The organism is Curtobacterium sp. MCBD17_026 (assembly GCF_003234895.2).
Classification (GTDB): Bacteria; Actinomycetota; Actinomycetes; order Actinomycetales; family Microbacteriaceae; genus Curtobacterium; species Curtobacterium flaccumfaciens.
Genome location: NZ_CP126281.1, coordinates 3,365,693 through 3,388,488 on the forward strand (window position 1 = coordinate 3,365,693; position 22,796 = coordinate 3,388,488).

17 protein-coding genes are annotated in these 22,796 nt (G+C 69.6%); 6 read left to right on the forward strand and 11 right to left on the reverse strand.

The window, feature by feature from the left end; genetic code table 11:
- Positions 1–52: 52 nt before the first annotated feature.
- From DEI85_RS16005 to DEI85_RS16025, 5 genes are all read right to left on the reverse strand, one after another.
- Positions 53–481 (reverse strand): type II secretion system protein, encoded by a 429-nt coding sequence (locus tag DEI85_RS16005; protein ID WP_284183438.1) that lies wholly within the window; start codon positions 479–481, stop codon positions 53–55.
- 198 nt (positions 482–679) lie between these two features.
- On the reverse strand, positions 680–1,912 hold the full coding sequence (locus DEI85_RS16010) for a type II secretion system F family protein (protein WP_111123205.1): 1,233 nt from the start codon (positions 1,910–1,912) through the stop codon (positions 680–682).
- On the reverse strand, positions 1,912–3,534 hold the full coding sequence (locus DEI85_RS16015; protein ID WP_284183439.1) for a type IV pilus twitching motility protein PilT: 1,623 nt from the start codon (positions 3,532–3,534) through the stop codon (positions 1,912–1,914). Before DEI85_RS16015 ends, DEI85_RS16010 begins: the two co-directional genes overlap by 1 nt.
- The gene (locus DEI85_RS16020; RefSeq protein ID WP_110859486.1) at positions 3,531–5,198 is read right to left on the reverse strand and encodes a GspE/PulE family protein; all 1,668 of its coding nucleotides are present in this window, start codon (positions 5,196–5,198) and stop codon (positions 3,531–3,533) included. Before DEI85_RS16020 ends, DEI85_RS16015 begins: the two co-directional genes overlap by 4 nt.
- A 178-nt stretch (positions 5,199–5,376) precedes the next feature.
- Positions 5,377–6,405 (reverse strand): GNAT family N-acetyltransferase, encoded by a 1,029-nt coding sequence (locus DEI85_RS16025; protein ID WP_111123204.1) that lies wholly within the window; start codon positions 6,403–6,405, stop codon positions 5,377–5,379.
- Positions 6,406–6,490: 85 nt separating this feature from the next.
- Here DEI85_RS16025 and DEI85_RS16030 point away from each other — a divergent pair, with 85 nt between their 5' ends.
- A complete protein-coding gene (locus tag DEI85_RS16030; RefSeq protein ID WP_017885546.1) occupies positions 6,491–6,886 on the forward strand; it encodes a VOC family protein in 396 nt (131 codons plus the stop codon).
- Between the two features lie 129 nt (positions 6,887–7,015).
- Here the strand turns inward: DEI85_RS16030 and rpoC are convergent, their stop codons facing one another.
- From rpoC to DEI85_RS16060, 6 genes are all read right to left on the reverse strand, one after another.
- Positions 7,016–10,897 carry a DNA-directed RNA polymerase subunit beta' gene (gene rpoC / locus DEI85_RS16035; protein WP_110859484.1) on the reverse strand — a complete coding sequence of 1,294 codons (3,882 nt, stop codon included), beginning with the start codon at positions 10,895–10,897 and terminating at the stop codon, positions 7,016–7,018.
- Between the two features lie 44 nt (positions 10,898–10,941).
- On the reverse strand, positions 10,942–14,430 hold the full coding sequence (gene rpoB, locus DEI85_RS16040) for a DNA-directed RNA polymerase subunit beta (protein ID WP_110859483.1): 3,489 nt from the start codon (positions 14,428–14,430) through the stop codon (positions 10,942–10,944).
- Positions 14,431–14,849: 419 nt separating this feature from the next.
- Positions 14,850–15,485: a hypothetical protein gene (locus tag DEI85_RS16045; protein ID WP_111090909.1), complete on the reverse strand. Its 636-nt coding sequence runs from the start codon at positions 15,483–15,485 to the stop codon at positions 14,850–14,852.
- Between the two features lie 332 nt (positions 15,486–15,817).
- The gene (locus tag DEI85_RS16050; RefSeq protein ID WP_111123203.1) at positions 15,818–16,495 is read right to left on the reverse strand and encodes a response regulator transcription factor; all 678 of its coding nucleotides are present in this window, start codon (positions 16,493–16,495) and stop codon (positions 15,818–15,820) included.
- Positions 16,492–17,706 carry a sensor histidine kinase gene (locus DEI85_RS16055; RefSeq protein ID WP_111123202.1) on the reverse strand — a complete coding sequence of 405 codons (1,215 nt, stop codon included), beginning with the start codon at positions 17,704–17,706 and terminating at the stop codon, positions 16,492–16,494. Before DEI85_RS16055 ends, DEI85_RS16050 begins: the two co-directional genes overlap by 4 nt.
- Positions 17,703–18,239, reverse strand: a complete 537-nt coding sequence (locus DEI85_RS16060; RefSeq protein ID WP_111123201.1) for a hypothetical protein — start codon at positions 18,237–18,239, stop codon at positions 17,703–17,705. The genes DEI85_RS16055 and DEI85_RS16060 overlap by 4 nt, the downstream gene beginning before the upstream one ends.
- A 130-nt stretch (positions 18,240–18,369) precedes the next feature.
- Between DEI85_RS16060 and DEI85_RS16065 the strand changes: the two genes are divergently transcribed.
- From DEI85_RS16065 to DEI85_RS16085, 5 genes are all read left to right on the forward strand, one after another.
- Positions 18,370–19,212, forward strand: a complete 843-nt coding sequence (locus tag DEI85_RS16065) for a spermidine synthase (RefSeq protein WP_071245518.1) — start codon at positions 18,370–18,372, stop codon at positions 19,210–19,212.
- Positions 19,213–19,321: 109 nt separating this feature from the next.
- Positions 19,322–20,053: a YhjD/YihY/BrkB family envelope integrity protein gene (locus tag DEI85_RS16070; protein WP_146244722.1), complete on the forward strand. Its 732-nt coding sequence runs from the start codon at positions 19,322–19,324 to the stop codon at positions 20,051–20,053.
- Positions 20,054–20,193: 140 nt separating this feature from the next.
- Positions 20,194–21,024 carry a hypothetical protein gene (locus tag DEI85_RS16075; RefSeq protein ID WP_110859476.1) on the forward strand — a complete coding sequence of 277 codons (831 nt, stop codon included), beginning with the start codon at positions 20,194–20,196 and terminating at the stop codon, positions 21,022–21,024.
- Positions 21,021–21,512, forward strand: a complete 492-nt coding sequence (locus DEI85_RS16080) for a SprT-like domain-containing protein (protein ID WP_111123199.1) — start codon at positions 21,021–21,023, stop codon at positions 21,510–21,512. The genes DEI85_RS16075 and DEI85_RS16080 overlap by 4 nt, the downstream gene beginning before the upstream one ends.
- Positions 21,513–21,559: 47 nt before the next feature.
- A complete protein-coding gene (locus DEI85_RS16085; RefSeq protein ID WP_110859474.1) occupies positions 21,560–22,255 on the forward strand; it encodes a CGNR zinc finger domain-containing protein in 696 nt (231 codons plus the stop codon).
- Positions 22,256–22,796 lie beyond the last annotated feature (541 nt).

Sequence of the window (22,796 nt, forward strand, 5' to 3'; positions counted from 1 at the left end):
CCGGTGAGAACGTGAGTGTGGGCACCACGGTGTGTGCCCACACCACACCTGCTCAGGAGGCGCAGGCTCCGGAAGCGACACCAGTCGTGTCGGTGGCGTTGAAGATCTTGGTGTCGGCAGTCGTGCTCACCGCCTGTACACAGAATCCGTTTGTCGTCTTCGTGTAGCTGAGTGTCTTCGTGCTGGCACCCTTGGTCGAACCGGCGCTGGCGTACTCTCCAGCGGTCAGCTGAGCCTGGGTGAGCGTTGCCGGGAACGAACCGTCGCCCTGGGAAGCGACGCTCACGATTGCAGTCTTGACGTTGGCAAGATCCGACTTGACGGCCGAGTCCTTGGCGTTGTTCTGGACACCGATGTACACCGGGATGGCGATCGCGGCGAGGATGCCGATGATGATGACGACGACGAGGAGCTCGATGAGCGTGAAGCCCTTCTCGCCGTCCTTCAGGAGACCCTTGCGGCGAGCGTCGAGCTTGCCCATGAGAGCGAAGTACATGGTTGTTTCCATTCTGCAGGGAATGTCGGGGATGATTTCGGGGCTTGCTCGGCCGCCGGATGTCAGCGTATTCGGAGCGCATCGGGGGGCCAATCCCGAGAACGGGGGCCATTCCAGACGCAAAACACCCCCAGTGCGGGGGATGCTCGAAATCGGCATTGCCCCCACACGGGGGTGGAATGGCTACGAAGCGTTCTGCACCACGTTCGTGATCTGGAAGATCGGCATGTAGAGCGCGATGATCATCCCGCCCACCACCACGCCCAGGAACGCGATGAGCAGCGGCTCGATCAGCGAGGTCAGGGCATCCGTGGTGGCCTCGACCTCGGCGTCGTAGAACACCGCGATCTTCTCGAGCATGATCTCGAGCGATCCGGCGTCTTCCCCAACCGCGACCATTTGCGTCACCATTGCCGGAAACACCGGTTGCGCGGCGAGCGGGACGGCGATCGATTCGCCTTTCCGAACAGCCTCGGCAACATTGTCGAGCGCACGCTTCACGACGAAGTTATTCGACACTTCCCCGACGATCCGCAATGCCTGCAGAATGGGAACACCCGCGCCGATCATGTTCGAGAAGTTGCGCGCGAACCGAGCGATGACGATCTTCTTCTGCAGCGGGCCGAAGACCGGCAGTTTCAAGGTGATCGGATCGATGAACGCCCGGACGCGTTCGGTGTTCTTGTTCGCCCGCCACCAGAGCCACGCCAGCACGACGACGATCGCGAGCGGGATCGCGACGTACCGCATGGCGTGCGAGAGGGAGACGAGGATCTGCGTCGGCAGCGGGAGCGTTCCGCCGAGCGACGAGAACATGTCCTGGAAGATCGGGACGATGAAGATGAGCATGATCACGACGGCGGCGAGTGACATGCACAGCACGACCACCGGGTAGGTCATCGCCGACTTGATCGTCGAGCGGAGCTTGTGCTCCTTCTCGAAGTTCGTCGCGATGGAGTCCATGGCCTGGTCGAGGAACCCGCCGGTCTCCCCCGCACGGATCATGTTGATCATGATCGGCGGGAAGTCGACCGGGTACTTCGCGACGGCGTCGGAGAACGAGACGCCGCGCTCCACGTCGTCGCGGACCTTGCCGAGGATGTCCTTGAGCTTCTTGTTCTCGGTCTGGTCGGACAGGATCGTGAGGGTCCGCAGGAGCGAGAGCCCCGAGGTGAGCATCGTCGAGGCCTGCCGCGACATGATCGCGAGGTCCTTGAGCCCGACGCCCTTCTCGAACCCGGGGATCTTGATCTCGGTCTGCAGCCCGGTGCCGGCCTTCGCCTCGGTGATCGCGATCGGGGAGACGCCCATCCCCCGGAGACGCTGGACGACGGCCCCTTCGGACGCGGCGTCGAGGCGGCCCTTCACGAGCTTGCCGGCGCCGTCACGCCCGCGGTAGTCGAACGCGAGTGACATCAGTAGCCTCCGGAGAACTTGTCGCCGAAGTCGATGCCGCTGGCGGCGATCGCGGCGGCCGAGGAGTCGGACGGGGACTCGACGCGCTGGACGAGCCGGTCGAAGCCCTCTTCGTCGTGCACCTTCTCCATCGCGGCCTTGCGCGAGATGGTGCCGACGTTGACCAGTTCGGCGAGGTTCTGGTCCATGGTGTGCATGCCGAGGTCACGGCCGGCCTGCATGGCAGAGGTGATCTGGTACGTCTTGCCCTCGCGGATGAGGTTGCCGATGGCCGGGGTGATCGTCATGATCTCGGTGGCGACGACCCGGCCGACGCCGTTGGCCTTCGGGACGAGGGTCTGGCAGACGACACCCTGCAGGGTGGCCGCGAGCTGGGTGCGGATCTGTCCCTGCTGGTGCGGCGGGAAGACGTCGATGACGCGGTCGATCGTGCCGGGTGCGCTCTGCGTGTGCAGGGTGGCGAACACCAGGTGGCCGGTCTCGGCAGCGGTGAGCGCGACGGAGATGGTCTCGAGGTCGCGGAGCTCACCGATCAGGATGACGTCGGGGTCCTGCCGCAGCACGTGCTTGAGCGCGGAGGCGAAGGAGCGGGTGTCGGCGCCGACCTCGCGCTGGTTGATGATCGACCGCTTGTGGTCGTGCATGAACTCGATCGGGTCCTCGACCGTCACGATGTGGTCAGCACGGCTCTCGTTGACCAGGTCGATGAGCGCGGCGAGGGTGGTCGACTTGCCCGAGCCGGTCGGGCCGGTGACGAGGACCAGGCCACGGGGCAGGCCGGCGAAGTCACCGACGTGCGCGGGGATGCCGAGCTGCTTGAGCGTCTTGATCCTGGTGGGGATGATGCGGAACGCCGCGCCCCAGTTGCCGCGCTGCTGGTAGTAGTTCACACGGAAGCGGTACTCCGGCGACAGCGAGTACGCGAAGTCGAGCTCCTGGTCGTGGTCGAACTGCCCGGCCTGTTCGACGGACAGCAGCGTCTTGAGTGCCGCGATGACCTTGCCACGCGACCACGCGCCTCCGGGCACGGCCGGCCGGAGCGAGCCGTCGACGCGGACGGTGGGCGGGGCGTCGGCCGTGACGTGCAGGTCGGAGGCCCCCTGGTAGACGACCTGCGCCAGTGCGGTGATGAGGTCGGGGTCGGCGACTTCACGCGCGTGCCGGGCGAAGTCGATGTCACCAGCCGACGCAGCGGCGGGGGCGGGAACCGGAGCCGGTGCCGCCGGTGCGGCGTGGTGGGCGCCGCTGTACGCCATGGCCGGCAGCTGCTGGGTCGTCGGCTCGGCGTACCCGTAGGTGGCGGTCGACGACGGCACCGCGGCGGGCGGCGTCGCCGGAGCGGTGGCGGACTGCGCCACGGGCGCAGCGACCGGACCACCCACGGGCCCGGTGACCGAGCTGGCCACGGGCGTGCCGGTGGGCGCGGGCCACAGCGCCGAGTCGTCCGTCAGGTCGTAGACCTGCTCCGGCGGGGCGGCAGCGGCCGCGGCCAGACGCGCGGCACGGCGGGAGCCGACCTCGGCGCCGGGGGTGCCGGGGTGCCATCCGGCGACGGGCTCGTCGCCGGGCATGGTGATGTCGTACACGGAGTCGGTCATCTGCTCGTCCTGTTCCCCGGTCACGCGACGACGCGCAGGATCTCGTCGACGCTCGTCATGCCGAGCTTGACCTTCTCGAAGCCGTCCTGGCGGAGCGTGAGCATGCCCTGCTGCTGGGCGACGCGACTGATCTCCGCGCTCGAGGCGCGACCGACGGCGAGCCGCTCGATCTCCTCGGTCACGGTCATGACCTCATGCAGCGCGATGCGCCCGCGGTACCCCGTGTTGGAGCACACCGCGCAGCCGACCGGGGCGAAGAACGCGGGCATCTCGTCGCCGGGGGCCAGGAACCCGAGCGCCTGGAGCTGCTCGATCTCGTACACGGCTGGCGCCTTGCACCGGTCGCACAGCCGGCGTGCGAGTCGCTGGGCGACGACGGAGTCGAGGGCGGATCCGACCAGGAACGGCTCGATGTCCATCTCGGTCAGGCGGGTCACGGCCGACGGCGCGTCGTTGGTGTGCAGGGTCGAGAGCACGAGGTGCCCGGTGAGCGACGCCTCGATCGCGATCTGGGCGGTCTCGTGGTCGCGGATCTCGCCGAGCAGCACGACGTCGGGGTCGGACCGGAGGATCGAGCGGAGCGCGGACGCGAACGTCAGGCCGGCCTTCGGGTTGACCTGCACCTGGTTGATGCCGGCCATCCGGTACTCGACCGGGTCCTCCACCGTGATGACGTTGATCTCGGGCTTCGCCACGGCGTTGAGGGTCGTGTACAGCGTCGTTGACTTGCCCGAACCGGTGGGACCGGTGACCAGGATCATGCCGTACGGCTTCGAGTAGGACCGCTGGTACGCCTGGAAGTTCTGCTCGAGGAGGTTGAGGTCCTTGAGGGTCAGCGAGGTGTTCGTGTTGTCGAGGATCCGCATGACGACCTTCTCGCCCCACACGGTGGGCAGCGTCGCGACGCGGAGGTCGATCTGCCGGCCGCCGTGCCGCACCGACATGCGGCCGTCCTGCGGCTTGCGACGTTCGGCGATGTCGATGTCGCTCATGATCTTCAGACGGCTGATCACACCGTTCTGGATGTTCTTCGGCGCCGGCGCCATCTCGTGCAGCACGCCGTCGATGCGGTACCGGATCCGGACCTCGTGCTCGCCCGGCTCGATGTGGATGTCGGATGCGTGGTCCTGGATGGCCTGCGACACGAGCAGGTTCACGAAGCGGACGATCGGGACGTCGTCGAGGGCACCGTCGGCGATGTCGACCTGCGCATTCGAGGTCGTCGACGCTTCTTCTTCCAGCGACGACGTGAGGTCGTTCAGTTCGTCGTCGGCGCGCAGGTACCGGTCGAGGGCAGCGACGAGGTCGCGCTCCTCGACCTGCAGCGGCTTGATCGTGCGGCCCGAGGCGGTGCGGGCGTCGTCGATCGCGAGCACGTTCGTGGGGTTCACCATCGCGAGGATGAGGAGGTCGCCCTCGAACCCGACACCGAGCACGCCGTGGCGACGGCAGAGTGCGGCCGGCAGGATCGACACGGCGGTGCCGTCGACCGGGTAGTCGCTGAGCGGCACGGTGCGCGAGTTGTTCGACGCGGCCCGCGCCGTGATGAACTGGGCCTCGCTCACGACGCCCTGGTCGACCAGGCCCCGGATCGCGCGCTCGTCGAGGTCCTCGTCGCCCGTCATCGCATCGAGGTGCTCGATCGGAAGCGCGCCGTTCAGGATGAGGATCTCGGACAGGGTCGCCATGAGTCCCGTGCCTCCTTGGACTCGCGCACGGCGAGACGTCGTCGGGTGATGCACCACCAGGGATGTGGCGCCCGACCACGCTACTTCTGGCGCCCTCGCCGACCGCAGTCCCAGAAAGAGGGGGCGGAGGGGGTCTGGCTGCACCCAGAACTGGGGTCCACGACCCGTTCGGCCCCGGTCAGAGGGACAACGCGGCCGTGACGTGGACCTCGCCCCGGGCGAATCCAAGGCGCTCGTAGATCCGGGCCGCGCCGCTCGGGTTCTCGGTGTCGACGTCCAGCACCGCAGCCGACAGCCCGTCCGCTCGCATCGCCGCGAGTGCAGCGCCGAGCACGAGCGGCGCCAAGCCGCGACCACGCGCCGAACGGACGACCCCCACCCAGTGCACGGAGCCGAACGCCCGTCCGCGTGCGGCGAACCCGTCCGGATCGACCTCGACGACGGCGAACGCGAGCACGTTGCCCAGGGGATCGACCACGAGTCGGGACAGGTCGAGCCGACTCTTCGGTGCGGTGAGGAAGCCCCGCCAGTCGGACGCGACCATCGGCTGCGAGCCCCAGTGGTCGCGGAAGGCGTCGTTCTTGGCGGCTCGCATCGGCTCGATGTCGTCCGGGGCCGCTCGACGGAGGACCAGATCATCGGGGAACGCGGGCATGGGGAGGTCGTCGACGGCATGGTCGGCGAAGACGAGCTCCATCTCGACCCAGTGCCGGACCGGCCGGAACCCGAGCCGCTCGGCGAGGGCGAGGACGGGAGCACCGGAGCGGCCTCCGACGTCGAGGGTCGCGGGAAGGTCGATGTCGAGCGCGGCGAGCCGTTGCCGCGCTCGACCGACCTGCCAGGCGAGGAGCCGGCGCCCGACACCACGGCTCCGGTACCGGGGGTGGACGGCACCGCCGAGCACCGCCCGTGCCGCGGTGACCCGCGAAGGGACGTCGATGACGATGCCGTAGGCCTGCACACGTCCATCAGCATCGACGCCGACGACCGTGTCCTGATCGACGATGAGGCCTTCGGTGGACAACGAGCGGTCGAGGTCCGCTGTGGAGGGACGGGCACGAGGATCGTCGAGCGCGGCGGCAGCGACTGCGACCGCGTGCATGCCCACCAGGTCGTCACGCGACCCCGGGCGGAAGACGATGCCGCTCACGGGTGACGGCAGCTCGAGCTGGGTCGGGGCGGGGATCCGTTCGCGCAGCGTTGCCATCACCCCACCCTGCCATGCGGGTCGGACAGCGCGGCACCGCGGAATCCCTCTCGACGCACACCCCCACCCGGGCACATGATGAGTCATGGACATCACGAGCGTGACCGTGGGGTTGCCCGTCACCGACATCGAGGCGTCCTGCCTCTGGTACGGCGCGGTCTTCGAGCGCACCGAGCCGGACCTCGAGCCCGAGGACGGCGTCGCCGAGTACGAGGTCGGCGGCATCTGGATCCAGCTCTACGTCGACGAACAGGCCGAGGAGAACCCGGTCAGCGTCCGCTTCGGCGTCGACGACGTCGCCGCGCAGCACGCACGCATCGGCGCGCTCGGCATCGACATCGGCCCCGTCGAGTGCGTCGACGGGGCGGTCGACTGGTTCGACGTCCGCGACCCCGACGGCAACGTGCTGAGCCTGTTCTCGCTGGTCGACGAGACCGGTCGCGGTTCCGGCCGCGACAACGGCGCGGGCCGCGCGCTCTAGCCGCGACCCCACGGCGGACGGGAGGCCCGTGGCGGCCCCGCACCGCGCCTTCAGGCCGTCACCTGGTGACGACACGATGAAGGCCCCGCCTCCTTGCGGAGACGGGGCCTTCATGGGATCACATCAGGCTCAGTTGTACGTGCCCGGCGTGAAGTCGTCCGACGAGAAGCTGTCGAAGTCGACGAAGCTCAGGTCGGCGTCCGAGAACGACGAGTCGTCGGCGAAGATGCGGTTGGGGTACCGCTCCGCCTTCGCCTCTTCGGTCGCGTTCACGTCCACGTCACGGTACCGGCTGAGGCCCGTCCCGGCGGGGATGAGCTTACCGATGATGACGTTCTCCTTGAGGCCGACGAGGTGGTCCTGCTTGCCCTCCATGGCCGCCTGCGTGAGCACGCGGGTGGTCTCCTGGAAGGAAGCGGCGGACAGCCACGACTCGGTCGCGAGGGACGCCTTCGTGATGCCCATGACCTCCTGGCGAGCCGAGGCGGTCTTGCGACCCTCCTGCAGCGCCGCACGGTTCAGCGCGTTGTAGCGCGACCGGTCGACGAGCTCACCCGGCAGCAGGTCGGTGTCGCCGTGGTCGACGACGGTGACCTTGCGGAGCATCTGGCGGACGATGACCTCGATGTGCTTGTCGTGGATCGGCACACCCTGCGAGCCGTAGACGTCCTGCACACCGTTGACCAGGTGCTTCTGGACCTCTCGGACACCCTTGACCCGGAGGACTTCCTTCGGGTCGACGGTGCCGGCGATGAACTGCTCGCCGAGCTCGACGTGCTGGTTGTCCTCGATGAGGAGCGTCGCACGCTTGAGCACCGGGTAGATGAACGGCTCGTCGCCGTTGTCCGGCGTGAGGATGATCCGACGACCCTTGTCCGTGTCCTCGACCACGACGCGGCCGGGGGCCTCGGCGATCGGGGACGCGCCCTTGGGGGTACGCGCCTCGAAGAGCTCCGTGACACGCGGCAGACCCTGGGTGATGTCGTCGGCCGAGGCCGAACCACCCGTGTGGAAGGTACGCATCGTCAGCTGGGTACCGGGCTCACCGATGGACTGGGCGGCGATGATGCCGACCGCCTCGCCGATGTCGACGAGGTTGCCCGTGGCGAGCGAACGGCCGTAGCACTTCGCGCAGACACCGACGGCGGACTCGCAGGTCAGGACCGAGCGCACCTTGATGCTCTCGACACCGGCCGCGAGCAGCTTGTCGATCAGCACGTCACCGACGTCCTCACCGGCCTCTGCCACGACCGTGCCCTGTGCGTCCACGGCCTCGGTGGCCAGGGTGCGGGAGTACACGGTGTTCTCGACGCGCGGGTCGCGGACGAGCTTGCCGTCGGCGTCCACGGTCGCGATCGGCAGCTCGAGGCCACGCGTCGTGCCGCAGTCGTCCTCGCGGATGATGACGTCCTGCGACACGTCCACGAGACGACGGGTGAGGTACCCGGAGTCCGCGGTACGGAGCGCGGTGTCGGCAAGACCCTTACGAGCACCGTGGGTGGCGATGAAGTACTCCGCCACGGTCAGGCCCTCGCGGTACGAGTTGATGATCGGGCGGGCGATGATCTCGCCCTTCGGGTTGTTCACCAGACCACGCATACCGGCGATGTTGCGGACCTGGAGCCAGTTACCACGAGCACCGGACGACACCATGCGGTTGATGGTGTTGTCGACCGGGAAGTTGTCGCGCATCTCCTGCGCGATCTCGTTCGTGGCCTCGGTCCAGATCTTGATCAGGTCGGCGCGACGCTCGGAGTCGGTGATCAGGCCCTTGTCGAACTCGCCCTGCACCTTGGCGGCCTGGATCTCGTAGCCCGCGATGATCTCCTTCTTGCGAGGAGGCGTCACGACGTCCGACAGGGCGACGGTCACACCGGAGCGGGTGCCCCAGTAGAAGCCGGCGTCCTTGATCCGGTCCAGCGCAGCGGCCGTCTCGGTCTTGGAGTAGCGCTCGGCGAGGTCGTTGACGATCGCGGAGAGCACGCCCTTGTCCGTGACCTTCTGGACGAACGGGTAGTTCGCCGGCAGGGTCTCGTTGAAGAGCGCACGGCCCAGGGTCGTCTCGAGCAGCACGGTGTCGCCCTGCTCGTAGCCCTCGGGTGCTTCACCCTCGGCGAAGTGGACACCCGTCATGCGGATCTTCACCATCGCGTTGAGGTGCAGCGTGTGCTGGTCGTTCGCCAGGATCGCCTCGGCCACCGACGAGAACGCACGGCCCTCGCCCACGGCGCCCTCGCGGACGGTCGTGAGGTGGTGCAGACCGATGATCATGTCCTGTGCGGGCAGGGTCACCGGGCGGCCGTCGGACGGCTTCAGGATGTTGTTCGAGGCGAGCATCAGGATGCGGGCCTCGGCCTGGGCCTCGACCGACAGCGGCAGGTGCACGGCCATCTGGTCGCCGTCGAAGTCCGCGTTGAACGCAGCACACACGAGCGGGTGGAGCTGGATGGCCTTGCCCTCGACGAGCTGCGGCTCGAACGCCTGGATGCCCAGACGGTGCAGCGTCGGCGCACGGTTCAGCAGGACGGGGCGCTCGCGGATGATCTCCTCGAGCACGTCCCACACCTGCGGACGCGAACGCTCGACCATGCGCTTGGCCGACTTGATGTTCTGCGCGTGCGACAGGTCGATGAGGCGCTTGATGACGAACGGCTTGAAGAGCTCCAGCGCCATCTGCTTGGGCAGACCGCACTGGTGCAGCTTCAGCTGCGGGCCGACGATGATGACCGAACGGCCCGAGTAGTCGACACGCTTGCCGAGCAGGTTCTGGCGGAAACGACCCTGCTTGCCCTTGAGCATGTCGCTCAGGGACTTCAGCGCGCGGTTGCCGGTACCCGTGACCGGACGTCCACGACGACCGTTGTCGAACAGCGCGTCGACCGCTTCCTGCAGCATGCGCTTCTCGTTGTTCACGATGATCTCGGGGGCACCGAGGTCGAGCAGGCGGCGGAGACGGTTGTTGCGGTTGATCACACGACGGTAGAGGTCGTTGAGGTCCGACGTGGCGAAACGGCCACCGTCGAGCTGCACCATCGGGCGCAGCTCCGGCGGGATGACCGGCACGACGCCGAGCACCATCGCGGCCGGCGAGTTGCCGGTGGCGAGGAAGGAGCTGACGACGCGCAGACGCTTGATCGCGCGGATCTTCTTCTGGCCCTTGCCCTCGGCGATCTGCAGACGCAGTGCCTCGGCCTCGGCGGCCAGGTCGAACGCCTCGAGCCGGAGCTTGATCGCCTCGGCGCCCATGTAGGCGTCGAAGTAGATCCCGAACCGGTCCTGGAGCTCGTGGAAGACGGCGTCCTCGGGCTTGAGGTCGCCCACCTTGAGGTTGCGGAAGTCCTCCCACACACGCTCGAGACGGGTGATGTCCTCGTCGAACGACTTGCGGACCTGGGACATCTCCTTCTCGGCGGTGTCCTTGGTGCGGCGCTTGACGTCGGCCTTCGCACCCTCTTCCTCAAGGGCTGCGAGGTCGTCCTCGAGCTTCTTGAGGCGGTCGGCGATGATCGAGTCGCGCTGGCCCTCGAGGGTCTTGATCTCGAGACGCATCTCGTTCTCGAGACCCGGCATGTCCGCGTGACGGCCCTCTTCATCGATGTCGATGATCATGTACGCCGCGAAGTAGATGACCTTCTCGAGGTCCTTCGGCGCCATGTCGAGGAGGTACCCGAGGCGCGACGGGACGCCCTTGAAGTACCAGATGTGCGTGACGGGGGCAGCGAGCTCGATGTGGCCCATGCGCTCACGACGGACCGAGGACTTGGTGACCTCGACGCCGCAGCGCTCGCAGACGATGCCCTTGAACCGGACACGCTTGTACTTGCCGCAGGCGCACTCCCAGTCGCGGGAAGGACCGAAGATCTGCTCGCCGAACAGACCGTCCTTCTCGGGCTTCAGGGTGCGGTAGTTGATGGTCTCCGGCTTCTTGACCTCGCCGTACGACCACTGACGGATGTCCTCGGCGGTCGCGAGGCCGATCCGAATGGCGTCAAAGGAAGTTGCTTCGAGCAATGTTCTTCTCTCTTGCTGATTCAGGCTTCGATGTACGGGCGGGATCAGATGTCGTCGACAGAGGACGACTCGAACCGCGAGGAGATGTTGATGCCCAGCTCCTCCGCAGCGCGGAAGACCTCGTCATCGTTGTCGCGCAGGCTGACCGCCTGGCCGTCGGCCGAGAGGACCTCGACGTTCAGGCAGAGCGACTGCATCTCCTTCATGAGGACCTTGAAGGACTCGGGGATGCCGGGTTCCTGGATGTTCTCGCCCTTGACGATCGCCTCGTAGACCTTCACGCGGCCGAGGATGTCGTCGGACTTGATCGTCAGGAGCTCCTGGAGGGCGTAGGCGGCGCCGTACGCTTCGAGCGCCCACACCTCCATCTCACCGAATCGCTGTCCACCGAACTGCGCCTTACCACCCAGCGGCTGCTGCGTGATCATCGAGTACGGACCGGTCGAACGCGCGTGGATCTTGTCGTCGACCAGGTGGTGCAGCTTGAGGATGTACATGTAGCCGACCGAGACGGGCTCCGGGAACGGCTCGCCGGAGCGGCCGTCGAAGAGCTGCGCCTTGCCGGACGAGCCGATCAGGCGCTCGCCGTCGCGGTTCGGGAGGGTCGAGTCGAGGAGGCCCTCGATCTCACGCTCGTACGCACCGTCGAACACCGGGGTGGCGACCTTGGTGCCGGGCTCGGCGCTGTGCGCTGCCTCCGGCAGGTTCTCGGCCCAGTCCTGGATGCCCTCGACGTTCCAGCCCTGCTTGGCGAGCCACCCGAGGTGGATCTCGAGCACCTGGCCGAAGTTCATGCGGCCGGGGACGCCGAGCGGGTTGAGGACGATGTCGACGGGGGTGCCGTCGGCGAGGAACGGCATGTCCTCGACCGGGAGGATGGTCGAGATGACGCCCTTGTTGCCGTGACGACCGGCGAGCTTGTCACCCGCGGTGATCTTGCGCTTCTGGGCGATGTAGACGACCACGCGCTGGTTGACGCCCGAGCCGAGCTCGTCGTCGCCGTCCTGCGCGTCGAACACCTTGACGCCGATGATCGTGCCCTCTTCACCGTGGGGCACCTTGAGCGAGGTGTCGCGGACTTCGCGCGACTTCTCGTTGAAGATGGCACGGAGCAGACGCTCCTCGGCGCTCAGCTCGGTCTCGCCCTTCGGCGTGACCTTGCCGACGAGGATGTCGCCGGGGCGGACCTCGGCACCGATGCGGATGATGCCGCGCTCGTCGAGGTCGGCCAGCAGGTCCGGGCTGACGTTGGGGAGGTCACGGGTGATCTCCTCCTTGCCGAGCTTGGTGTCGCGGGCGTCGACCTCGTACTCCTCGATGTGGATCGAGGAGAGCGTGTCGTCCTTGATGAGGTTCTGCGACAGGATCATCGCGTCCTCGTAGTTGTAGCCCTCCCACGGCATGAACGCGACGAGGAGGTTCTTGCCGAGCGCGAGCTCGCCGTTCTCCGTCGCGGGACCGTCGGCGATGACCTCGCCCTGCTCCACGCGCTCGCCTGCGGACACGATGACGCGGTGGTTGTAGCTCGTGCCCTGGTTGGAGCGGTCGAACTTGCGCAGGTAGTAGGTCTGCGTGCCGCCCTCGTCGAGCTGCAGGGTGACGGCGTCGGCCGAGACCTCGGAGACGACACCGGCCTTGTCGGCGGTGACGACGTCGCCGGCGTCGATGGCCGTGTAGCCCTCCATGCCGGTGCCGACGAGCGGCGACTCGGAACGGAGCAGCGGGACGGCCTGACGCTGCATGTTCGCACCCATGAGGGCGCGGTTCGCGTCGTCGTGCTCGAGGAACGGGATGAGCGACGTCGCGACCGACACCATCTGGCGCGGGGAGACGTCCATGTAGTCGACCTCGTCCTTGGCGACGAGTTCGACCTCGCCACCCTTCTTGCGGACGAGCACCTTGTCGTCGGCGAAGTGGAAGTCGTTCGTCAGCGGGGCGTTGGCCTGCGCGACGACGAAGTCGTCCTCTTCTGAAGCGGTGAGGTAGTCGATGGTCTTCGTGACCTCGCCGTTGACGACGCGACGGTACGGGGTCTCGATGAAGCCGAAGGAGTTGATCCGACCGAACGACGCGAGCGAACCGATCAGGCCGATGTTCGGACCTTCCGGGGTCTCGATCGGGCACATGCGGCCGTAGTGCGACGGGTGGACGTCACGGACCTCGACGCCGGCACGTTCACGGGACAGACCACCCGGGCCGAGGGCCGAGAGACGACGCTTGTGCGTCAGGCCGGCGAGCGGGTTGTTCTGGTCCATGAACTGCGACAGCTGGGACGTTCCGAAGAACTCCTTGATCGCGGCGACGACCGGACGCACGTTGATGAGCGTCTGGGGCGTGATCGCCTCGATGTCCTGCGTGGTCATGCGCTCGCGGACGACGCGCTCCATGCGGGACAGACCCGTGCGGACCTGGTTCTGGATGAGCTCGCCGACGGCGCGGATGCGACGGTTGCCGAAGTGGTCGATGTCGTCCACGTCGAGGCGCAGCTGCACCGGCTCGCCGTCACGGACGCCGTCGATCGTGGTGCGCTCAGCGTGCAGCGACACCAGGTACTTGATCGTCGCGACGATGTCCTTGACGGTGAGCACCGAGTCGGACAGCGGGGCGTCCATGCCGAGCTTGCGGTTGACCTTGTAGCGGCCGACCTTCGCCAGGTCGTAGCGCTTCGGGTTGAAGTAGAAGTTGTCGAGGAGCGCACGCGCGGCCTCGGCAGCGACCTGCTCGCCCGGACGGAGCTTGCGGTAGATGTCCTTGAGCGCCTCTTCCTTCGTGAGGACGGCGTCCTTCTCGAGGGTCGACTCGATCGACGCGAAGCCCTGGAACTCGTCCATGATCTCCTCGCTCGTCAGGCCGAGGGCCTTGAGGAAGACGGTCACGGACTGCTTGCGCTTGCGGTCGATGCGCACGCCCACCTGGTCGCGCTTGTCGATCTCGAACTCGAGCCAGGCACCACGCGACGGGATGATCCGCGCCGAGTAGATGTCCTTGTCGGAGGTCTTCTCCTGCTGGCGCTCGAAGTACACGCCGGGCGAACGGACGAGCTGCGACACGACGACGCGCTCGGTGCCGTTGATGATGAACGTGCCGCGTTCGGTCATGAGCGGGAAGTCGCCCATGAAGACCGTCTGCGTCTTGATCTCACCCGTCATGTGGTTCATGAACTCGGCGTTGACGTACAGCGGAGCGGCGTAGGTCTTGCCGCGCTCCTTGCAGTCGTCGATCGAGTACTTCGGGTCTTCGAGCTCCGGCGCGGTGAACGAGAGCTGCATGGTCTCGCCGAGGTCCTCGATCGGGGAGATCTCCTCGAAGATCTCCTCGAGCCCCGAGTGCAGCGCGAGGTCGGTACGACCCTGCTCCTGCCCTTCGGCGAGGCGGGCCTTCCAGACGTCGTTGCCGACGAGCCAGTCGAAGCTCTCCGTCTGGAGTGCGAGCAGATCAGGAACCGTGAGGGTGTCCGTGATCTTGGCGAACGAGAGTCGCGAGTGGTTGCGACCGTTCTTGGGGTTGGTGGATGCGTTGGGCGCAGCAGCCAAGGGTGTGACCTCCGGTAGGCCCCGTCGGGCCGACACTGACGAGCAGTGTGTAGGTGAGTGGATTGATCGCTCGGCGAACCCTGAGATGCAAGCCCTGCGACCACGCCGACGCGTGCCTGACGCGGAACGTCGGTGCACGTGTGGGATGATCTCCGTGAGCGGTACCCGCCGCCATATACGGGTCCGGCTGCACCAGGGCGAGATGAGTCTGTACATCTCAGAACTCGGTGGTTCTGAAGACTCTGCGTCGACCGCAATATGACGACACGGATGCCAGGGAGCGCGAACTGTCATCATAGTTCGCTCCGTGGCGCGCTGTCCAGTCCCGGCTTGACCGGATTCGGCAGTGGCGTGTATAAGCCGCCACACGCCGCTTCCATTCCCGGCTCAGCCGGGTCCCTGCTCAGCCGGGTCCCTGCTCAGCCGAGACGCTCGCGCTCGACGCGATCCGCGCCTCCCGGGCCGCCCGGCAGTCCGGCCAGCGCACGGAACGCGTCCTCCGGGCGACGCGTGCGGACGAACGTGACCCGGCCTCGGTCGTCCGTGAGCTCGATCCCGAGCCCCGGGGTGAGGATGAGCGCACGCACGCCGCGACGGATCCGCAGGCCGACGCCACCGTAGGTGGCCGCGTCCGCCTCGACCAGGCGGACGTCGGTGATCCGCCGGCGCGGGATGCGCCGCGGCGGGAGCGGACGGAAGTGCAGGGTCACGTGCCGCTCGGTGACGGTGAACCCGGCACGGGCGAGCAGGAGCAGCGACCCGAGGGCGACGGCGAGCAGGGCCGGCACCAGCAGGGCGACCTCCGGCGCGTCCCCCGGCCAGCCGAGCACGGCGGCGGACAGGCCGGCGCCGCCGACGAGCAGCGCCGTGCCGACGACCCGCATCCAGGTGGGTGCCGTCTCGCGGTCGGCGTGGAACGGCAAGGAGGAACGGGACGGCCGGGAAGCGCGGGACGGCCGGGAGGCCCGGATCACCCGGGTCGGTCGGGTGCCGGCCCGGCGGGCGTCCGGGGTGGTGGAACGAGCGGTGGGCACGCTCATGGTGTCGGCGGTCATGACGGAGGTCTCCTGCGGCGGATCAGCAGTGGTGCACTCGTCATCGGGTGCGGTGCGTTCGACGGCCAGCGCGCGCGGGTGGCCGGAGGGGTGACGCGCAGCAGCACGCCGACGACGCGCACGCTCGAGCGGTGGGGGCGCTCACGGGCACGTCGTGGTCACGGTGTCCGGGCGGACGCGTGGTGTGTGGGGCACACACGCATCGACGCTCTGGCGTCGTGACGACAGGCGTCAACCGTACGCAACGAGTCTTGGTGTCCGCTGGTTGTCCATGTGTACGCATTCACGTGTCCGCAGTGCGTCACCCGGGAACGACGGTGTGCTGCTGACGGTCAGCGCAGGACGCGGGCGACGGCCTCGGCGCGGGTCCGGACCCCGAGCTTCGCGAACACCTGGTTCACGTACGACTTCACGGTCGGCACCGTCAGGAACAGCTCGGCGGCGATCTGGGGGTTCGTCCGGCCGTCCGCGATGCGCTCGAGGACGTCCACTTCGCGCGGGGTGAGGTCCGGGAACCGGGCACCGAGCGACGGACCGGCATTGTGGAACGCAGGCGCAGCGGCAGCGGCACCGGCAGCGGCAGCGGCACCAGCGGCGAGGCGCGCCACCAGCCGCGCCCCCACGGTCGCGTCGAAGGTCGACTGCCCGGCGGCCACCGCGCGCACCGCGGTCGCGATCTCCGCCCGCCCGGCGTCCTTCGTCAGGTAGCCGCGCGCTCCCGCCCGCAGCGCGGTGACGATGGAGTCGTCGTCGGCGTAGGTCGTCAGCACCAGGACCGCCACCCCGGGGTGCTCGGCGACGATCCGCTCGGTGGCGGTCGGCCCGTCGACCCCCGGCATCCGCAGGTCCATCAGGACGACGTCGGGTACGTGCCGGTCGACGGCGGCGATCGCCTCGGCACCGTCCGTCGCCTGCCCGACGACCTGCAGGTCGGGCACGAGTGACAGCACCGTGACCAGGCCGTCGCGGACGATGGCCTGGTCGTCGACCACGAGCACCCGGATCGTCACGAGTGGTCGTCCTCGGCGACGACCGCAGCGTCCGCGGTCTCCGCATCGACCGAACCGTCGACGGGCAGGTGCATGGCGACGACGAACTCGTCGTCGGAACGCTCGGCTTCCACCGTGGCCTCGCTGCCGAGTTCCGCGAACCGCTCGCGCATCCCGAGCACCCCCTGTCCACCGCTCAGCAGCGGGTTGGCCACGACGACGTCCACGGCCTCGCCGTCCCGGATCACGGACAGGGACACGGGGCGGCCGGGAGCGTGCCTGCGGGCGTTGCTGAGGGCCTCCCGGACGACCTGGACCACGGCGGCCCGGTGGGCGTCGTCGAGGACCGCCAGGGTCGCGTCGCCCTGCACCACGACCTCGCCGCCGAACGAGCGGTGCGCGTCGAGCAGGTCCGTCAGGCCCGACGCGTGGTCGGCGGACGGACTGGAGGCACGGGTCCGCTCCGGCTGGTCGGGCTGCGGTTCGTCGCGGAGCGCGTGCACCGCACGCCGCGCCTCGGCCAGGCCGTCCGCGGCCAGCGCGCGGGCCTCGCCGGCTCGGCGGGTGGCCTCGTCGACGCGGCCGGCCTCGAGCAGGGCCTCGACCGCGTCGAGCTGCAGCACCAGGCCGCCGAGCGAGTGGGCGAGGACGTCGTGGATGTCCCGGGACGCCCGCGACCGGTCGGCGAGGAGCCGTGCGCGCTGCTGCTGCCGCTCGGTCTCGCGAGCCTGCGCCGTCGTGATCCGGACCTGCCGACGACCGAAGCCGACGAGCACGCCGAGCAGCAGCCCGCCGCTCACCCCGAGGACGAACTGCACCGACGTCTGCTCGAGCGTCGCGGTGACGGCGACCACCACGACGGCGGCGAGCGCGGCGACCGCAGCCGTCCAGACCGGCAGGCGGAGGTCGGCGCCGAGGACGACGAGCCCGACGATCACCGGGACGACCAGGAGCGAGTCGGTCGGCACCACGGTGCAGGATCCGGCGGCGATCATCACGCCGGCTGCGGCGACGAGCACACGGGGCGTGCGCGCCCCTTCGCGGACGACCCAGGCGGCGAGCGCCACGGCCCCGAGGACCCAGACCCACGCGGGGTGGTGGAGCAGGAGGCCGTTCCGCACGAACCAGAAGGCGACCACGGCGATCCCGACGGCGTTGAGCCCCCAGGAGACGACCGAGCGGGACCGGACCCCGGCGGGATCGGTCCGGTCCGGGTCGGTCGGCAGGCTCACCGCACCATCATGCCGCGGCCGGCGCCCTGGCGACCGTCGCCGCCGGTGTCCGCGCCTCCCCGCGGGATGTGCTGGTCGACGACCAGGGCGCGGGCGGCGCGGTTCAGGGCGAGCACGAGCAGGACCGTGCCGGTCGAGGTGAGCAGGTGCGCTCCGAGGTGGCCGCCGAGCACGTCGAGCCCGATGCGGGCGGCGATGAGGACGATCCAGAGGCCGGCGCCGAGCCAGCCCGTGCGGGACTGCAGGGTGCGCCCCTCGTCGTCCGGCGTCGTGACGGTGCGGAACCGGGTCATGGCCCCCATCGCGAGGCCGACGCCGACGGTGAGCAGGGCCTCGAGGCCGAGGAACACGACGTCGGTGGTGGTGACGGTCGTCGTGGTCTGTGCGAGGACGACCGCGCCGACGACCGCCATGACGAGGGGGCCCCGCCAGATCCGCGCCGGGTCGAGGGACCGCCAGGTCGCCTGTCGGTACGCCAGGAAGCCGACGAGGGCGAGGCCGATGAGCACGTTCGCGAGGAGTTGGACCGACATGGTGTGCCTTTCGAGGTGGTCCGGCGGCGTTCCGCGACCGGTGAGATCAGCCTCGTTCCGGGCGCTCCGCTGGCACACTAACCACGGGTGGGGGCGCGGGTGGTGATCGCGGTGGTGTTCCATTGACGGCATGGCTGATGCGTTCGACGGGTTCCGGATCGGTGCGGGGTACTCGGTGGTGGAGCCGGACCGGCACCGACCGGGGTCCTTCACCCTGGTGGTGGACGGCACACCGCAGTCGCACGTGGACCTCGAGGACCCGACGCACCTGGCGTTCGAGTACATCCGGCGGATCGGGCACGCGATCGACCTGCTGCCGGACGGCCCGATCACGGCACTGCACCTGGGCGCCGGCGCCCTCACCCTGCCCCGGTACGTCGCGGTGACCCGCCCGGGTTCGCGGCAGCAGGTGATCGAGCTCGAGCGCGACCTGGTCGAGCACGTGCGCGAGGCCCTGCCGTTCCCCCGCGGCGCGTCGATCCGGGTGCGGTACGGCGACGCCCGGGAGGTCCTCGGCAAGCTGCCCGCCGGACTCCGCGGCACCGTGGACCTGGCGGTGGTGGACGTCTTCGGCGGTTCGCAGATCCCCGCCCACGTGACGAGCGTCGAGTTCTACCGCGAGGTCGCCGCGTTCCTGTCGCCGACGGGCATCGTCGCGGTGAACGTGGCCGACGGCGCCGGGTTGGCCTTCGCCCGCGGGCAGGCGTCGACGCTGCAGTCGGTGCTGCCCTCGGTCGCGGCGGTCGCGGACACCGGCATGCTCAAGGGCCGGCGGTTCGGCAACATCGTGCTGCTCGGGTCGCCGACCGACCTGCCGGTGGCGGACATGCCCAGGCGGTACTCGTCCGACCCGATGCCGGCCAAGGTCGTGCACGGCGCGGAGCTCCGGTCGTTCATCGCCGGGGCGCCGATCGTCACCGACCAGACGGCGGTCGCGTCGCCCGAGCCGAACCGGAGCGTGTTCGGGGGCTGACGCCCGCCCGAGGGCGTCGCCGGGGACGGACTTCGGGCACTTGGCGGGTCCGGCTGTCAGGATGGTCTGAACGACCGCGCAGGTGCGCGACCGAGCGATGGGAACCCTGATGACGAACGACGACCGGAACGACCAGGACCGGACGGGCGACGGCCAGGCGCCGCGCTGGGGCGACGCCCCGCAGCAGCAGCCCGACGCCGGTGCCCCGCGGTACGGCGAGCGGGTGGACCCGGCGCCGACCTCGACCCCGCAGTACGGCGAGCAGTACGGGCAGGGCCAGCAGCAGTACGGCCAGCAGCAGTACGGCCAGCCGTCGAGCACGCCGAGCTGGAACGACCAGCAGCGCCACGACCAGGGCCAGCACCACGACCAGCAGCCGTACGCCGCCGCGCCCGCGCACTCCGGTGCCCCGGCCTGGCAGAGCCACGACGAGCCGAAGCCCAAGAAGAAGACCCTCGGTGTGGTGGCGTTCGTCCTCGGACTCGCCGCGCTCGTCATCGGGGTCATCGGCGGGTACGTGATGGGATCGGCGCTCGCCAACAGCGACGCGATCAACAACCTCGTGCCGAGCAGTGGTGCCACCCCTGACCAGCAGGAGCTGCAGCGTCAGCTCATGAACGACCCGGCCGTCATCTCGCAGATCGGTGTCGGTGCGGTGATCGCTGGCGTCGCAGCGATCCTCGGGCTCTGGGCGCTCGTGCAGGGCATCATCGCCGCGGTGACCAAGCGTGGTCGCGGCTGGGGCATCTTCGCGATCATCCTGGCCGTCGTCGCCACGATCGCGACGCTCGTCACCTACGTCGGCGTGGCCGCTGCCGCCGCGGTGGGCGCCAATTCCTGATCGACCACTCCGAACGGCCCGTCGCGCTCCGGCACGGCGGGCCGTTCGTCGTCCCGGGGGCAGGCGCGGACGGCGGCACCCGCGCAACCTGAGCGCGTCGCACCGACCGCTCCCGGGAGACCGCGGCTACCCTCGAACCGATGTCCCTCCCGCCCGACGACCGCCAGCAGCCCGACCCGTCCGACCGTTCCCGTGAACCGCGCCACGCGGCTCCCGTGACGGCCGGAGTCAGCCCGGGCAGCACCTTCGCGCCCATCAGCCTGCGACCCGCGGTCGACGTCGACGCCGTGCACCAGCGGCTCCGTGACCTCGGCCAGAGCCGCAGCACCGACGCCCTCGCCGAACGGGCCGAGCTCCTCCGCCTGCTCGGTCGTCTGGACGAGTCGCTCGTCATCGCCGAAGAGGTGTTCCGCCTGGCGATGTTCACCGGGGAGCGCCAGGACAAGGTCGCTGCGCGGATCCGCCGGGCACACGTCCTGCACGACCTCGGGCGGCACGACCGCGCCGCCGCCGAGGCCGCCATGGCCCGCGACACCGCCGCGACCGAGGAGTGGCCGGAACTCGAGGGCGCCGCGGCCGAGATCGAGGGCTGGTCGCTGTTCGAGAACGACCGCTTCGACGAGGCCCGCGCCGCACTCTCGCGGGCGTACCAGGCCTTCCGGCAGGCGGGGGCGCCGTCCGAGCGCACCGACGCCTTGCGCACCGCGGTCGAGGCCGCCATGCGGGCATCGATCACGAACCCGGCGGAACCGTCCGACCGGCCCCGGACGGCCCGCGAGGTCGCCGCCCGCCGCGCCGAGGACGACGAACCCACCACCCGTGTCGCCGAGCCCGTGAAGCAGGTCCCGCCGATCCGCCGCCGCGTGCTCGGTGCACCCGACGCCGCCCGGACCGAGGCCGACGACATCTGGGGGCGGATCGCGGCCCGGGCAGCGAAGAAGGGCCAGGCCGACCCGCGCGCCGAGCAGTGACGGCGCTCGAGACCGTCCGTGTCCGCGCCGAGGCGCTCATCGCCGAACACCTCGGCGGCGGGACGTGGGCGTTCGGGTTCGACCACGCCAAGACCCGCGCCGGCCAGTGCGACTTCGCGCGGAAGCGGATCACGGTGAGCCGCCACCTGGCCACCCGGTTCTCCGACGACGACGTCGAACAGGTCCTGCTGCACGAGGTCGCGCACGCACTCGCCGGCGCCCGGGCGGCACATGGACCGAAGTGGAAGCGCACCGCCGCGTCGATCGGGTACACCGGCTCCCGGCTGCACGACGGGCCGATCGCCAGCGAGCTCGCCCCCTGGATCGGCACCTGCCCCGCGGGGCACGAGCACTTCCGGTACCGCACGCCCACCCGTCCCCTGGCCTGCGCCCGCTGTTCCCGGCGGTTCGATGCCCGGAACGTCATCACGTGGCGGCGCCGGACCGCGGACGACGACGCGGCCACGATGGCGTCGACTACCGCATGAGGTGCCCGACGCACGGAGGCGCGCCGGTAGCCCGTTAGCCTGGGCGGATGCACACGGGGCAGCACATCCGCACGGACGCCGGTTCCTCCTGGTTCTTCGACGCCGGACGGATCGCGCTCGACTTCGCGCACACGGGTGGCTTCGCCGACGACCCCGCCGGACGCCGACCGCGGTCGCAGCTCGGGGAACTGCTCGCGAGTCCGGCCGACCTGGACGAGTGGCTCAGCGAGCACACCGAGCCGATCGACGTCGGTGCCAGTGCCCGCGAGCTGCAGGACGCCCGTGCCCTGCGTGCCGCGATCGCCCGGCTCGCCGTGGCCGCCGCCCCCGCGCCGGCGAGCACCGCCGCGGAACGCACCGCCGTGGCGGCGGGCCTGCGTGCCGGAGCCGGCCGCACGCGCCCCGCGCCCGACGACATCGACACCGTCAACCTGTTCGCCGCCCTGCCGGACGTGCCCCCGAGCCTCCCGGGTGGCCGACGCCGCGCCGGAGCGAACCGGGTCCGCCTGGCGCAGGCCCTGTCGAGCGTCGCGCGCGACGCCGTCGCGCTCTTCACCGAGGTCGGCTTCGACGACGTCGAGGCCGACGGCCGGCCGACGCGGCTGAGCCGGTGCTCGGCCGAGGACTGCGGCCTCGTGTTCTACGACTCGTCGCGCGGTGGGACCCGGCGCTGGTGCTCGATGCAGCGGTGCGGCAACCGGGCGAAGGTCCGGGCGCACCGCGCCCGCCGCGCCGCGGAGTGAGCACGAGCTGAGCACTGGGCGACCACGTCCGTCGCGTGATCCGGACGGTGTGGGGTCCGGGGGCGGTCGCGACACCCCGCTCACCTCCGCCGAGCGGTCACCAACCGTCGCCCGGCGGCGTCGCAGCCGACAGGTCGCGACCACCCGACGCAAAGCAAGCGACGAGTCGCGACCACCCGACCGCACAGGAGGCGCGTGGCGGCGCCGCCACGGGCCTCCCGTCCGCCTTCCGCGAGCGGTCAGGACACCCCGCTCACCTTCGCCGAGCGGTCACCAACCGTCTGCTGGCGGCCTCGCAACCGACAGGTCGCGACCACCCGACCGCACGGGAGGCGCGTGGCGGCGCCGCCACGGGCCTCCCGTCCGCCTTCCGCGAGCGGTCAGGACACCCCGCTCACCTTCGCCGAGCGGTCACCAACCGTCGGCCAGCGGCCTCGCAACCGACGGGTCGTGACCAGCCGACACACGCACGCACGAGTGTCGACTGGCCAGCACCACGACACGACGAAGAAAAAGATTCGGTCCGCCAAATCCTCTGGCA

Coding starts and splice junctions, on each gene's coding strand:
- DEI85_RS16020 (WP_110859486.1), bottom strand. CDS start 5,198: ATGGCGACCCTGTCCGAGATCCTCATCCTGAACGGCGCGCTTCCGATC.
- DEI85_RS16030 (WP_017885546.1), top strand. CDS start 6,491: ATGGACATCACGAGCGTGACCGTGGGGTTGCCCGTCACCGACATCGAG.
- DEI85_RS16060 (WP_111123201.1), bottom strand. CDS start 18,239: ATGTCGGTCCAACTCCTCGCGAACGTGCTCATCGGCCTCGCCCTCGTC.
- DEI85_RS16005 (WP_284183438.1), bottom strand. CDS start 481: ATGGGCAAGCTCGACGCTCGCCGCAAGGGTCTCCTGAAGGACGGCGAG.
- DEI85_RS16025 (WP_111123204.1), bottom strand. CDS start 6,405: ATGGCAACGCTGCGCGAACGGATCCCCGCCCCGACCCAGCTCGAGCTG.
- DEI85_RS16065 (WP_071245518.1), top strand. CDS start 18,370: ATGGCTGATGCGTTCGACGGGTTCCGGATCGGTGCGGGGTACTCGGTG.
- DEI85_RS16085 (WP_110859474.1), top strand. CDS start 21,560: ATGCACACGGGGCAGCACATCCGCACGGACGCCGGTTCCTCCTGGTTC.
- DEI85_RS16075 (WP_110859476.1), top strand. CDS start 20,194: ATGTCCCTCCCGCCCGACGACCGCCAGCAGCCCGACCCGTCCGACCGT.
- DEI85_RS16010 (WP_111123205.1), bottom strand. CDS start 1,912: ATGTCACTCGCGTTCGACTACCGCGGGCGTGACGGCGCCGGCAAGCTC.
- DEI85_RS16045 (WP_111090909.1), bottom strand. CDS start 15,485: ATGACCGCCGACACCATGAGCGTGCCCACCGCTCGTTCCACCACCCCG.
- DEI85_RS16070 (WP_146244722.1), top strand. CDS start 19,322: ATGACGAACGACGACCGGAACGACCAGGACCGGACGGGCGACGGCCAG.